This window comes from Pseudomonadota bacterium (assembly GCA_027624715.1).
Classification (GTDB): domain Bacteria; phylum Pseudomonadota; class Gammaproteobacteria; order Burkholderiales; family Eutrophovitaceae; genus Eutrophovita.
The window spans coordinates 175521-189709 of sequence record JAQBTV010000002.1 but is presented as its reverse complement, the minus strand read 5'-3'; the positions used below and the strand labels follow the sequence as shown (position 1 = coordinate 189709).

The following is a 14189-nucleotide window of genomic DNA, read 5'->3' as shown; positions in this document are numbered from 1 at the left end:
AATGATGATTACTGGAATACTTCTCGCAGCAGGCTTAAGTAGAAGATTTGGCTCTCAAAAATTAATTGCAACACTGCCATCAGGATTACCTATAGCCGTAGCCTCATGGAGAGCACTTAAGGCAGCTCACGACAACTCTATTGCAGTCATTCGACATGATGACAAGATGTTAAAAACCATCTTTGAGCAAGAGAAAATTCCATTCCTCATCTGCCAGGATGCACATTTGGGTATGGCTCGGAGTCTATTAACTGGCATTCAAAATAGTCTTGACTCAGACGGCTGGATTATCGCCTTAGGCGACATGCCATCAATAGATCCTGAAACAATAAAAAAAATCACTAAAGCCACGTCAGACCCAGGAATCCGCAAATTAGTGTTTCGCCCAACATTTCATGGAAAACCAGGAAACCCAGTAGGCTTACGCTTTGAGCTACGGGATGAATTGATAGCACTACAAGGAGACGAAGGAGCGCGCGAAATCATCAAACGCCACATCAGCGATACCCATTTCATTCCTGTTAAGGACGAAGGTATTATTAAAGATATCGACACGCAAGAGGACTTAAAAGCAATTAGCTCCCAAAACAACTAAGAGTACTTACCATCCCACGCCCCTGGTTTTAGGTAGGCACTTCGGCCATCTTCACTCACTTTGGGTCTATTAAGTGAAAAGGTGTTTTCTGGGGTAACGTGGCAGTAGTCCATGTAGCCCATTCGCGCAATCAATCCCGCCCTCGCGGTATCAAATAATCCACCAGATAGATACTCATCATTGATGTATACCCCGGCGACAAAACCTAGGATTAGATTATGTTTAGATGCCCCATCATCACCAGGCCCTTTTGGAATTGGAATCACTTTCCAAAGCTTACACTCAAACGCCGCTGGACTATCAGCTACCCTTGGTGGAGCCACCAACCGTGAGTCTGCCCAGGCAAGTGTCGCCAAGTCAAACTCACTGACACTGTTATCAACCATGGCAGAGCTCATGTTCATAGCGTCACGTAAACGATAAGTCGCCAGCGAACACACAAACTCTCCGGTTTCTTCGATATTAGTCAACGTATCTTTACGTTGATTAGAGGAAATCATCACCATCGGGGGCGCATCACTTACCGCATTGAAAAAACTGTAAGGCGCAAGATTGATTACGTTGCTTTTGGATAGGGTAGATACCCAGCCAATCGGTCGAGGCGCCACTAAGGCCTTGAACGGGTCATGCTCGAGGCCGTGATTATTTACATTAGTTTCGTAGAACATGTGCGATTTTCCTGGGGCAAAAAAAATCTAATCTAATGCCTTGACGATATCCTCCACCACCTTTTTAGCATCACCAAACACCATCATAGTCTTGTCCATGTAAAACAATTCATTATCCAGACCTGCGTAACCGGCCGCCATTGATCTTTTATTCACAATGACATTGCGGGCTTTGTAAACTTCTAAAATTGGCATCCCATAAATCGCGCTACCCGGTGTTCGAGCTGCAGGATTCACCACATCATTAGCTCCTAAAATGAAAACTACATCAGTCTGACCAAAGTCACTGTTAATATCATCCATTTCAAATACTTGGTCATAATCCACTTCCGCCTCGGCCAGCAACACGTTCATATGCCCTGGCATTCGACCTGCTACTGGATGTATCGCATAACGAACTTCAATACCTTTAGCACTCAACTTTTCGGCCATCTCTTTTACTGTGTGCTGCGCACGAGCTACCGCTAGCCCATAACCAGGCACGATGACGACGGTATCTGAATTTCCCAATAAAAATGCAACATCATCCGCACTACCCGATTTAACGGGCCGTGCCTCTGCCGCCCCAGCTTGCACACCCTCTTCGGCACCAAAGCCACCAAGAATTACACTGAGAAATGAACGATTCATGGCTCGACACATGATGTACGAGAGAATTGCACCAGAAGATCCAACCAATGAACCAGCAATTATCAACATTGAATTGTTTAATGAGAAGCCAATACCCGCAGCAGCCCAACCAGAATAACTGTTCAGCATTGAGACGACAACCGGCATATCAGCCCCACCGATGGGGATAATAATTAGCACCCCAAGAACGAACGCAATCGCCATCATGATGATAAAAGGTACCCAAGCCTGTGTGAGGAAAAACCATACACCGCACATCACCATCAAAAGCGCGAGCACTAGATTTATTAGGTGCTGCCCTTTAAAGACAATAGGCGCACCTTGGAAAATTCGCAGCTTGTAGATCCCAGACAATTTTCCGAACGCGATGACCGAACCAGAAAAGGTAATCGCACCAATAAATGTACCGACAAAGAGCTCGAACCGATTGCCAACTGGGATGAGCCCATTCACTAGCTCAATACCTAATGCCGTAGGTTCTGCCACTGCTGCGACCGCAATGAGCACAGCAGACATACCAATCATAGAGTGCATGAACGCCACCAGTTCTGGCATCTTAGTCATTTCGACACGTTTAGCCATAAACGCACCTAATCCACCGCCAACAACCATACCTCCAAAGACATTAACCAAACCCGGCCCAAATTCACCTGACAACTTAACAATAAGCGCAACCGTGGTCACCACTGCGACCGCCATCCCAACCATACCGAATGCGTTACCCAGTCGAGATGTGTTGGGGTGAGATAAACCTTTTAGCGCCTGAATAAAACAAACTGATGCAAGTAAATACAAAAGCACGACAATATTCATACTCATTTTGCAGCCCCCCCACCAGATTTCTTGGGTTTCTTTTTGAACATTTCGAGCATACGTTTCGTGACCAAAAATCCACCAACAACGTTAACAGAAGCCAAAGCAACTGCGGCCACACCCATTACCTGCCCCAACAATGTTTCAGTCATCGCTGCAGCCAACATAGCGCCGACAATCACGATGGCTGATATTGCATTAGTAACAGACATCAAAGGAGTATGGAGCGCTGAGGTAACATTCCAGACCACGTGATATCCGACATATATAGCAAGCACAAAAATAATGAGATTGATAATGGTCGGATTAATTAATTCCATCTGGTGACTCCCTATCAAAAAATACTTTAACTAGAATACGACGACACCAAAGTGCCGGATACAATTTCATCATCCAAATTTAATTCAAAAGAACCAGTTTCTTTGTTAACAAGTAATTCCATAAAATTCAATAAATTTCTCGAGTATAAGGAGCTTGCATCTGACGCCACACTGGATGGGATGTTAACCGACCCAATTAGGATCACGCCATACTGCTCTGTCGTTTCGTTTGGTTGCGTTAGAGGGCAGTTCCCTCCTTGCTCTGCTGCCATATCTACAATCACGGAGCCAGGCTTCATGGACTTAACCATCTCCTCAGTAACGAGAATCGGGGCTGCCCTACCGGGTATAAGAGCTGTAGTGATAACAATATCCGCCTGCTTTAATCTCGCAGCGATTAATTCTGCCTGACGCTTTTTGTAATCATCACCCATTTCTTTCGCGTACCCACCTTCCCCTTTAGCAAGTTCCTGCTCGTCTTCACTTAACGGGACCTCAATAAACTTCGCACCCAGTGATTCCACTTGTTCTTTCGTCTCCGGCCTGACGTCAGTCGCCTCAACAACCGCACCCAAACGTTTTGCGGTGGCAATAGCCTGCAAGCCAGCAACGCCGACCCCCATAACAACCACTCGCGCCGCCTTAATAGTTCCGGCTGCCGTCATTAACATGGGCATAAATTTTTTATAAGCATTCGCTGCCATCAAAACGGCTTTGTATCCGGCTAAATTGGCCTGCGACGACAACACGTCCATTGACTGAGCTCGTGAAATTCGCGGCAACCGCTCCATCGCAAAACCTATGACTCCAACTTCTTTCAAACGCTGAATCGCAGATTCGTTGTGAGGCTGCAAGAGCCCAATCAGAACTTGACCTCTTTTTAACATTGCGACCTCAGCCTCATTCGGCCTTTGAACCTTCAGTACAAGTTCAGCACGCTCATAAATCTCCGTCGCACTCGCAACCAATGTCGCACCAGCCACTTCGTAGTCACCATCTGGAAATGACGAGTTGCTTCCAGCCCCTTGTTGGACTAGGACCCGATGGAGTCCTTTCGATACAAACTTTTTAACCGTCTCCGGCGTTGCGGCAACGCGATTCTCACCATCTAGAATCTCAGCTGGAATTCCAATTAACATCTATAAACATCCTTCCTATTGTCATTGGGACGAAATTAATTAAAACTAAGCCAGAATGGAACGAGCACATGAGATACGTCTGGGACGCGGGAATTATAATTCATCTAATAAATATGGCATAAATTCTACATTAAGAAAAAATTAGTCATTCAAAATCTGTAATATTAATTACCATGCCAAATATCAAATTATTACCTGACATTCTAATCAGCCAAATAGCCGCTGGGGAAGTCGTAGAGCGCCCCTCATCCGCACTCAAAGAACTGATTGAAAATAGTATTGATTCAGGCGCTACAGACATTAATATTTCGATTACTGAGGGTGGAATACGAGAGATTAGAGTTTCAGATAGCGGGCCCGGTATCCCACCAAATGAAATCAAGCTGGCGATATCTCGACACGCCACGAGCAAAATTAGTGAGCTAGCAGATTTGGAATCCATTCGGAGTCTTGGTTTCCGAGGAGAGGCATTAGCGTCTATAGCCTCAGTGTCTCAAATTAACCTCTCTAGCAAACATCATAGTGAAGATCATGCTTGGGAAATTAGCGCTGACGGGGGGCAGATATCAGAACCTAAGCCCTCAGCACTAGCTAATGGAAGTGTTGTGACGGTATCGAATCTTTACTTCAACACCCCCGCAAGGAGGAAGTTTCTACGCTCACCAAACACTGAGTATGGGCACTGTGATGAGGTATATAAGCAAGCAGCGCTAGCAAACCCAAGCATTCGCTTTTCAATCACGCACAATGGCAAGACTCAACGAAGAGCTCGGGCTGAGACCATTGAAATGCGAATTCGAGAAACACTAGGGTCCGAGTTAACCGATACCAGCATTTGGATTGATGAAGGAACGGAACATTTATCCATCAAAGGATTAATTCAACAACCAGCTTATGAATCCAGAAATAAAGACACACAATATCTTTTTGTGAACGGGCGCTTCGTACGAGATCGAGTGATCTCCCATGCTATAAGACAAGCTTTTAATGACGTCCTACACCACGGAAAATCGATCTCGTACGTTCTGTTTCTTCGAATTAACCCAAGCTTAGTCGACGTGAATGTACATCCCAGGAAAACAGAAGTACGATTTCGAGAATCTCAAGCGATGTACCAATTTGTTTTCCACGCAATAGAAAAAAATCTGTCATCGAGTGAGTGGTTGCCGCATAAAAACATACATTCATTCTTCACAGATAACGCGGCACCAGGAGATTCTCAACAATCATTCTCACAAGCTATCCTGAGACTACCAGAGGGCTATGCCCAGCGACCTGCTAATGGATTTAACAGCTCAGAACTCAAACCTGGCTTTCAAGAAAATTCAGCTGCAATGGAACAAAAAAATTCAGTGGATATATCTAATTGGAGTCAATCCGACGAAAACCCAGAAAATAAATACCCACTAGGTTTTGCGCTAGCACAATTGAGCGGCGTGTACATTCTTGCGCAAAATCAAGCTGGCCTAATTATTGTTGATATGCATGCGGCTCACGAACGAATTGTGTATGAACGCTTAAAAACGGCATTAAACTTAAAACAAATACCAAAGCAATCTCTTCTCATTCCTATCAACGTTACTGTTAGCCTCGCCCAAATGGCAGTCGTGCACGAAAATGAGAGACTTCTAAATACGCTGGGTTTTGAATTTTCAACATCAGGTCTAGAAAGCGTAGCTGTAAGATCTATTCCCTCCTTTCTAGAGCAAGGAAAGGTTTCAGAGTTGATGCTCAGCGTCGTTAAAGACATCGTTGATTACGGAGGTTCGCGCGTCTTAGAACAACATCGCAACGAAATTTTATCTACACTTGCCTGTCACTCTGCGGTACGTGCTAATCGCAAACTCACAATTGAGGAAATGAATAAATTACTTCGTGATATGGAGCAAACTGATCGATCAGATCAATGTAATCATGGCCGACCGACTTGGTTTCAGATTTCATTGTCCGAACTTGACCATCGCTTTATGCGTGGACAATAATCGGCGCGACACGAAATCGGTCGAAAAATACATTAAGATGAATGAAAAAATCCTAGCCGAAGCAATTTGCCTCATAGGCCCAACAGCCACGGGAAAAACTGACATCTGTCTCGAACTTGCTCAACACTTACCTATCGAAGTGATCAGCATGGACTCAGCCCTCGTTTATCGTCATATGAATATCGGTACAGCAAAACCAGACTTAATTGCAATATCACAATGCCCTCATCACTTAATAAATATTATTAATCCAAACGAACACTATTCAGCTGGACAGTTCAGAATAGACGCCGAGAAATTAGCGAAGGAAATCAAAAATCGTGGAGCAATTCCAGTTTTTTCTGGCGGTACCATGATGTACTACAAAGCTCTCAAGGACGGATTAAACCAACTGCCTGTACGCGATACTGACATTCGGAAGGAGATAGACATAGAGGCTAAGCAATATGGATGGCCCTATATCCACGAGAAATTAAGCAAAATAGATCCTGAAACAGCCAAACGACTAAACCCAAACGACTCACAAAGAATTCAACGCGCCATGGAGATATTCAATATAACAGGCGAGCCAATGAGTACGTTTTTTGACACTACGATTTCAAACCAAATTAACATCAAAACTATCGATATTGCCCTTGTGCCTGAATCCAGAGCAAAGTTACATGAGCATATTGGTCTTCGATTTAAAAAAATGATTGGTATGGGCCTCATAGAAGAAGTCGTTCAGCTTAAGAAAACCTGGGACTTATCGCTAGAGATGCCCTCGATGCGATGCGTTGGTTATCGACAAGTTTGGGAGTACCTAGAAGGCAAGTATGACGAGCAAACGCTAATCGATAAAGGCAGCGCCGCTACTCGTCAACTGGCTAAAAGGCAGCTCACTTGGCTACGCAGTTTTCCAATCAAATATGTACTCGACCCCTATTCAAAAAATACGCAGCCTGAAATTGAAAAACTTGTTGCAACTCTCACAAGTTGACTCACGAGTCACGAGAACGTTTTGCAGCAACCCAAGCCTTAAGTTCACCATCATGCAATTGCACAGTCAGTTGATCGTCAATTTCAATGAGTTCGGTACTGCGTAGAATGTCATCTTTCATGTTTCTAACGATTGCGTAACCGCGTGATAAGACATGCTCAGGGTCAAGGTGCGACAAACTGCTATTCAATCCTGACAATCGACCTTGAAACTGATTAAGAATAGCGACCATTCCTCGATGGATGCGTTTTTGCCAATCTTGAAGCAAATCCAATGAGCGCGCCCCATCGGGTCGCGATCGACGTAACTGAGCCCTAGCCGTTGTTACACGAAATTCCTGGTGGCGCAAAACACTATGAACAAGCGCGTTCATTCTTGTTGCCAGGCGATTGAGCTCTGCCGCATACAGAGCGTTCCGTTTTCCCGGTTGAATGAGTCGGCGATTCAAATAATCAAGATGTTGCTGTCTGCCGTCAATTTTTCCCTTAACCTTTCTGACCATTGCGCTCAGAAACCGCCGTAAATCACGATTTAGGTCATAAACGGAATAAACCACAGCAGTGGCGGCTGCGGTTGGCGTGGGAGCACGATAGTCAGAAACAAAGTCAACCAGGGTTGTATCAGTTTCATGTCCTACGCCTGAAGCAACAGGAATAGAACAAAGGGCAATTGCCCGAACCAAGTCTTCAGAATTGAACTCCCACAGATCCTCGAGACTACCGCCACCGCGACAAATAATCAGCACATCAACTTCCGAACGCACATCAGCTAATGACACAGCCTCTGCGAGTTTCTTGCCTGCTCCAACACCTTGTACTGGCGAGGGATAGATGATCACTGGCACACCGGGAGCCCTATCAGCTAGCGTTTTACAAACATCACGAAGTGCAGCCGCATCTTTAGACGTAACAACACCAATTTTTCTCGGAAAGCGAGGCAATTGCTTTTTCTTACTGACATCAAATAGCCCCTCGGCAGAGAGTTTTCTTTTCTGTTCCTCATAGAGCTCAAATAATCGACCTAGACCAGATTTGCGAATCGATTGAGCAATCAATTGAAACTCTCCTCGCTTCTCAAACATCGAGGGAGTAGCTAATAATTCAACCGCAATGCCATTCGCAATTTCAAAGTCAGCCGCAACCATCTGAGAACGGAATAACACGCAACGAATTTGACTCGAATCGTCCTTAAGAGAGAAGTAACAATGTCCAGAGGCTGCTCGAACAAAATTCGAAATCTCTCCTCTCACCCATATCTCAGGAAAATGTCTTTCAATCAGAGATTTAATAGTTCTCGTGACTTGAGACACGGACAGCACTTTAGATTGACCAAACAAATCACTCATTTGCGGACCTGAAACATTTCATTTTGTAGGTTTGGAGGATATGTTGTCACGAGACATTACTAAGTAAAAAATGCCATTGGGTTCATTAAACTTATGATATCTAGAGAGTTTCTTGTCAAGTAATCCACAACCGTGATCTTTGTGTAAAAATCATTAACCAACATGACCTCAGCAATAAATAATCTATAACTATATGATTTTTATTAATATTTACTAATATGCACTCTATTATTCCGAAACCTATTGGTTCAACATCGGGTTATAACCAATTAGTGATTAGAATTACCCACAAACTTATCCACAAAGCGACTTTACAAGCAATAGGCAGGTTAATTGCCATGGGGCAACGCTTGCATAGTACTAAAATATGCAACGTTGAACTTGCTGGTAATTCCTCTGACGTTTAAAGTGGGGCCTTACGTAACTAGTACTCAAGGGTTTATCGTGATCGAAATTATCAAAGCTGCCGGATGGCCAATTTGGCCGATTATCTTTTGTTCTATTGTATCTTTAGCAATCATTGTGGAACGTTTCTATTCACTTCGACGAGAGGCTGTAGTCCCAAAACACTTGTTAGATGAAACAATCAGCCGGCTCAAAACCGGTGGTACAACCCAAGAACTGATGTCAACCACCGAGAAATCCTCTCCTCTGGGACGAGTATTTGTCGCGGGACTTAAGAATTTGGGGAACACGAAGGAAGCGATGCGAGAGGCAATTGAAGAGGCTGGAATCGAAGTGGCTCAAGAAATGGGTCGTTACCTAACAACCCTTGGGACAATCGCCACAATGGCCCCTCTACTTGGACTATTAGGAACAATAATCGGGATGATTGAGATTTTTGGGGCATCCACCCCAACCGGCATCACGGACCCAGCACAACTCGCACACGGAATATCGATTGCTCTATACAACGCAGCATTTGGCATTATTGTCGCCGTGCCAAGCCTCGTTTTTTACCGACACTTCAGATCAACAGTTGATTCTCTTATCGTCCAAATGGAGATTCAAGCAGTAAAGCTTGTCGAGATGAGTCACGGCAATAGAACTAATTAATACCAAAGATGAATTTCCGAAGAACCTCTTTTCGTGAAGAACCAGATATCAATTTGGTACCTTTTATCGACGTATTAATTGTAATCGTGATTTTCTTGGCCGTGACTACAACATATTCACAATATTCGGAGCTAAAAATAAATCTACCAGTTGCTGACGCAAACAATGTGGATCAGCCTATTGATAAACTAGAGATTGCCATTTTGCAGTCTGGACAATACTTCATCAATGGCCGAGAAGTTCCCATGGAAAGTCCGGCTCTTTTCGCGGACATACTTCGACAAATTGCTGGGCCGGATACTGACCCCGTAATCATCATCAGCGCGGACTCCAATGCCACCCACCAATCAGTAATTTATACAATGGAAGCGGCAAGACTTGCTGGCTATGGGCGCATTACGTTTACGACACAAAAAAACTAATTAGGATCAAACAATACATATTGGTTCTACCAATCTATGCTTGGGTGAAAATTGTATTACGCTAAATTTGCGTGAATCCTAAAAAACTATTCAAAAGGATAAATTTCAGTGCCTCGCTCATGGAAGAGTTTCAACGCGCTATCGTTAATATTATTACCAGCGACCCTCGTTTTCTGGTTGGTGAGCCATATAAGAAGACAACTGTTTCGTGGCGGGTTCTTCAGGTCAACAAAACTACAAGTGCCTGTTATCGTGGTTGGCAATATCACGGTTGGCGGTACAGGAAAAACACCAGCTGTTATTGCTATTGCAAACGCGCTTAAAACGTCTGGGTATATTCCAGGAATCGTCAGCAGAGGCTATCTAGGCGACGGGCAAGAACACGAGGTCATTGCACAAAGCGTTCCATTACAGGTTGGAGATGAAGCCATCCTCATTTTAAAGAAAACTCTTTGCCCATTATGGGTAGGGCCTAGTCGAACTAAGAACGCGCAACACCTACTCGCAAAATACCCAAATGTAAATGTCATTATCAGTGACGACGGGCTACAACATTACGCTCTGAAGAGAGATATCGAAGTTATAGTAATCGATGGAAACCGTAAATTTGGAAATGGCTTCCTTCTACCTTCGGGCCCATTAAGAGAATCTAAAAAAAGAATTCACGGATGCGATCTCGCTGTCGTAAACGGCCCAGAAAAACTAAACCTATCAATTCCAACCGTCAATATGACCCTTGTTGGTAAATTATTCCATAGCCTTTCCAACCCTGATCGCACATGCCGTGCCATTGACTTATTCGGTCTCGAGGTCGCAGCGATCGCCGGCATTGGGAACCCAGAGAGTTTTTTCCTACATCTTGAATCATTAGGTCTTAAATTAGAAACCCATGCTTTCCCAGACCACCACAAGTACACAATCTCGGACATTGCCGCGATCAAACAAAATGTGATTCTAATGACTGAAAAAGATGCTGTAAAATGCCCCATAACCTTTGGTAAGGAATGCTGGTTTCTTCCGGTGCAAGCCGAATTCAATGGTGATCTAATCCCGAACATCTTAAAAAAACTTAAAACATACCATGGATAAAATACTTCTTGATATATTAGTTTGCCCTATTTGCAAAAGCAAACTCAATCTGTCGCCTAACAGTACCGAACTAGTCTGCAACCCTTGCAAACTAGCATTTCCAATCAAAGATGGTATTCCAATCATGTTGGAAGAAGAAGCGCGGCAAACTCAAACCGATTAGCCCCCTATCAGCTCATATTGCGTAATGCATTTTAAAATCGTCATCCCAGCCCGTTATGAATCCTCACGATTCCCAGGTAAGCTATTGTTCACGATCAAAGGACGAACCATCATCAGTCATGTTGTCGATTTAGCGAAACAATCTGGAGCCGAAGAGATTATCGTGGCGACAGACGACCAACGCATTGCTGAATCCTTAGAAACGTCCGGATGCCACGTCATGATGACCAGCGTAGCGCACGCCAGCGGTACCGATCGTATTTCTGAAGTAGTATTAAGACAAAAATGGTCCCCAGAAACGTTAGTTGTTAATGTGCAAGGTGATGAGCCTTTTATTCCACCCGCTTTAATTAACAGCGTTGCCCAAACGCTTTGGGACACACCAAACGCATCAGCGTCTACTGCATGCTTCCCGATTTCGGATCGAGAAGAGTTGTTTAATCCCAATCTAGTCAAAGTCGTTTTAAACCATGAGAACTACGCTCTCTATTTTTCTCGAGCTCCGATCCCATGGTCGAGAGACACTTTCGCCGATAAACAAAAAAATCTTCCACGTGATTATTCAGGATTTGGTCATATCGGCATTTACGGTTACCGAGCTAAATTCTTAAGCAAATATTCAGATTTGCCATTTAGCCCTCTTGAGACTTTTGAAAAGCTAGAACAGCTCAGGATGCTGCAAGCGGGGCATCGAATGGCTGTGATGCACACTAAATCTCCACCAGCACCTGGAATAGACACCCCTGATGACCTGGAAAGAGCACGAGAACTTCTCAGCAAGTTATAATTTTTCTTCATTTATAGCTGTAGCACAAAGATTCAGTAGAAACGTCCCTCAATCAGATTGGGTAATAAGCGATAGAACCAACCAATTAATAAGGATTTATTGTGAAATTAATACTACTCGGCCCACCAGGAGCTGGTAAGGGCACTCAGGCGACATACATCATGGAAAAGTACAACATTCCGAAAATATCGACTGGTGATATGTTAAGGGCTGCTGTAAAAGATGGAACGAGGCTTGGATTTGAAGCAAAAAAATTTATGGATGAAGGCGGATTAGTACCCGATGCCGTCATGATTGGACTAGTCAAAGAACGTATCACCCGACCCGATTGCTCTAATGGATTTCTCTTTGACGGCTTTCCTAGAACCATCCCTCAAGCGAATGCGCTCAGCGAAGCAGGAGTTGACATCGATCACGTCATAGAAATTGACGTCAACGATGCAGAAATCATCAAACGATTGTCGGGGAGACGTGTACATCCAGCTTCTGGACGTACCTATCACGCGCTCTTCAACACTCCAAAAATAGAAGGAATTGACGACATCACAGGAGAGCCTCTGGTGCAGCGAGGTGATGACAAGGAGGAGACCATAATGAAACGTTTGGAGGTCTACCATGACCAAACCGAGCTTCTAATTAGCCACTACTCTAAACTCGCCAAACAAGCAGCTGGTCATGTCCCCTTGTACAAAAAATTTTCTGGTATCGGTTCCCTAGAATCGATACGAGATAAAATATTCGAGGCTCTTGATGCGTAATAAGAACCACTTCAAACAAGACTGATAATCCTCAACAAAGGATGAGCACTTATCCAATCGACTAGGTAATATAATGAAAAAAATATCTAATGCGTTCTATGCTCAGTCTGGCGGAGTCACAGCCGTTATTAATGCCTCAGCCGCCGGGGTAATCGAAACCGCCCGGAAAAACAAAGATAAAATCGGAAAAGTTTTTGCTGGCAGAAATGGCATCATTGGGGCACTCACTGAAGACCTGATTGATACATCGAAAGAATCAGCATCTGCAATAGCAGCGCTTAAGCACACACCCGCAGGCGCGTTTGGATCCTGCCGATACAAACTCAAGTCACTCGAACAAAACAGAGCTGAATATGAACGCTTGATAGCCGTTTTCAAGGCTCACAATATCGATTATTTTTTTTATAACGGGGGTGGAGATTCAGCAGATACCTGCCTCAAAGTATCGCAGATCTCAAAAACATTGGGATTTCCCATACAAGCCATACATATCCCTAAGACGGTAGATAATGATTTGCCCATTACCGATTGTTGCCCAGGGTTTGGGTCGGTAGCAAAATATATTGCCGTTTCGACACGAGAGGCAAGCTTCGATGTGGCCTCCATGGCTAAAACATCAACTAAAGTATTTATTCTTGAGGTCATGGGCAGACACGCTGGTTGGATCGCAGCAGCAGGTGGCCTAGCATCCACCAACGAAACTCCCCTTCCCATTGTTATTCTATTTCCAGAGATTGTTTTTAACCGTAAGAAATTCATACAAAAAGTACATGACAAGGTTAAAAGATACGGCTACTGCTCAATTGTTGTCTCTGAGGGCGTCAAAGGGTCTACTGGAAAATTTCTGTCGGATCAAGGGCTAACCGATGCCTTTGGGCATGCTCAATTAGGTGGTGTGGCACCAGTCATCGCAAATATCATTAAGGAAGACCTTGGTCTGAAATATCATTGGAGCGTGGCGGACTATTTGCAAAGGGCTGCAAGACATATTGCTTCTAAAGTAGACGTTGACCAAGCTTATGCCTTAGGCGAATCGGCAGTCAAACTCGCGCTCAAAGGCCACAATGCCGTGATGCCAACCATCGAAAGACTATCGGATAACCCATATCGCTGGAAAGTCAGCAGCACTCCACTAGCAAAAGTAGCTAATGTAGAAAAAAAAATGCCGAAAAAATTCATCAGCAGTGATGGATTTGGCATTACCCCCAGTTGCGAACGCTATCTTCAACCGTTAATTGAAGGTGAGGCCTATCCACCATATAAAAATGGCCTACCAAAATACGTCGTGCTCAAGAATAAATCTGTTCCAAAAAAAGTGGCAGATGACTTCAAAATTTAGCTATTTTCAATGAATAGCTGAAGCTGATCGCCATTTTGAGGTAAAATTCCGCGGCACAAAAGTTTAAAAAGGAAGCAATCCAGCTAGTTTTTTGATCAATTTTCT

The 14189-nt window shown here is 44.0% G+C and carries 15 protein-coding genes; 10 read left to right on the top strand and 5 right to left on the bottom strand.

Annotated features, from left to right (window positions below):
* Position 1: 1 nt before the first annotated feature.
* A complete protein-coding gene (locus O3A65_02425) occupies positions 2 to 595 on the top strand; it encodes a nucleotidyltransferase family protein (protein ID MDA1331318.1) in 594 nt (197 codons plus the stop codon).
* On the opposite strand, the gene O3A65_02420 is transcribed toward O3A65_02425, so the two are convergent.
* The 4 genes from O3A65_02420 to O3A65_02405 are packed head-to-tail and all read right to left on the bottom strand — an operon-like array spanning position 592 to position 4165.
* Positions 592 to 1263 (bottom strand): flavin reductase family protein, encoded by a 672-nt coding sequence (locus O3A65_02420; GenBank protein ID MDA1331317.1) that lies wholly within the window; start codon positions 1261 to 1263, stop codon positions 592 to 594. The genes O3A65_02425 and O3A65_02420 overlap by 4 nt on opposite strands.
* A gap of 27 nt (positions 1264 to 1290) precedes the next feature.
* Positions 1291 to 2712, bottom strand: coding sequence for an NAD(P)(+) transhydrogenase (Re/Si-specific) subunit beta (locus O3A65_02415; GenBank protein MDA1331316.1), 1422 nt, complete (start codon positions 2710 to 2712; stop codon positions 1291 to 1293).
* Positions 2709 to 3026: an NAD(P) transhydrogenase subunit alpha gene (locus O3A65_02410; GenBank protein ID MDA1331315.1), complete on the bottom strand. Its 318-nt coding sequence runs from the start codon at positions 3024 to 3026 to the stop codon at positions 2709 to 2711. The genes O3A65_02415 and O3A65_02410 overlap by 4 nt, the downstream gene beginning before the upstream one ends.
* A gap of 26 nt (positions 3027 to 3052) precedes the next feature.
* Entirely contained in the window at positions 3053 to 4165 is a 1113-nt protein-coding gene (locus O3A65_02405; protein MDA1331314.1) for a Re/Si-specific NAD(P)(+) transhydrogenase subunit alpha, read from the bottom strand.
* A gap of 173 nt (positions 4166 to 4338) precedes the next feature.
* Between O3A65_02405 and mutL the strand changes: the two genes are divergently transcribed.
* Positions 4339 to 6147: a DNA mismatch repair endonuclease MutL gene (gene mutL / locus O3A65_02400; protein ID MDA1331313.1), complete on the top strand. Its 1809-nt coding sequence runs from the start codon at positions 4339 to 4341 to the stop codon at positions 6145 to 6147.
* A gap of 37 nt (positions 6148 to 6184) precedes the next feature.
* Positions 6185 to 7126, top strand: a complete 942-nt coding sequence (gene miaA, locus O3A65_02395; protein MDA1331312.1) for a tRNA (adenosine(37)-N6)-dimethylallyltransferase MiaA — start codon at positions 6185 to 6187, stop codon at positions 7124 to 7126.
* A 1-nt stretch (position 7127) separates the two neighbouring features.
* Here miaA and xseA read toward each other — a convergent pair whose 3' ends face one another.
* On the bottom strand, positions 7128 to 8471 hold the full coding sequence (gene xseA, locus O3A65_02390) for an exodeoxyribonuclease VII large subunit (GenBank protein ID MDA1331311.1): 1344 nt from the start codon (positions 8469 to 8471) through the stop codon (positions 7128 to 7130).
* Between the two features lie 444 nt (positions 8472 to 8915).
* Between xseA and O3A65_02385 the strand changes: the two genes are divergently transcribed.
* From O3A65_02385 to O3A65_02355, 7 genes are all read left to right on the top strand, one after another.
* The gene (locus tag O3A65_02385) at positions 8916 to 9527 is read left to right on the top strand and encodes a MotA/TolQ/ExbB proton channel family protein (protein ID MDA1331310.1); all 612 of its coding nucleotides are present in this window, start codon (positions 8916 to 8918) and stop codon (positions 9525 to 9527) included.
* Positions 9528 to 9535: 8 nt separating this feature from the next.
* Complete coding sequence (locus tag O3A65_02380; protein ID MDA1331309.1) at positions 9536 to 9949, top strand: biopolymer transporter ExbD; 414 nt, start codon at positions 9536 to 9538, stop codon at positions 9947 to 9949.
* Between the two features lie 108 nt (positions 9950 to 10057).
* The gene (gene lpxK, locus O3A65_02375) at positions 10058 to 11038 is read left to right on the top strand and encodes a tetraacyldisaccharide 4'-kinase (GenBank protein MDA1331308.1); all 981 of its coding nucleotides are present in this window, start codon (positions 10058 to 10060) and stop codon (positions 11036 to 11038) included.
* Positions 11031 to 11201 carry a Trm112 family protein gene (locus O3A65_02370; GenBank protein MDA1331307.1) on the top strand — a complete coding sequence of 57 codons (171 nt, stop codon included), beginning with the start codon at positions 11031 to 11033 and terminating at the stop codon, positions 11199 to 11201. Before lpxK ends, O3A65_02370 begins: the two co-directional genes overlap by 8 nt.
* Positions 11202 to 11225: 24 nt before the next feature.
* Positions 11226 to 11987 carry a 3-deoxy-manno-octulosonate cytidylyltransferase gene (gene kdsB, locus O3A65_02365; protein MDA1331306.1) on the top strand — a complete coding sequence of 254 codons (762 nt, stop codon included), beginning with the start codon at positions 11226 to 11228 and terminating at the stop codon, positions 11985 to 11987.
* Positions 11988 to 12088: 101 nt separating this feature from the next.
* A complete protein-coding gene (adk, locus tag O3A65_02360; protein MDA1331305.1) occupies positions 12089 to 12745 on the top strand; it encodes an adenylate kinase in 657 nt (218 codons plus the stop codon).
* 73 nt (positions 12746 to 12818) lie between these two features.
* Positions 12819 to 14084, top strand: coding sequence for a 6-phosphofructokinase (locus tag O3A65_02355; GenBank protein MDA1331304.1), 1266 nt, complete (start codon positions 12819 to 12821; stop codon positions 14082 to 14084).
* The last annotated feature ends 105 nt before the right edge of the window (positions 14085 to 14189 follow it).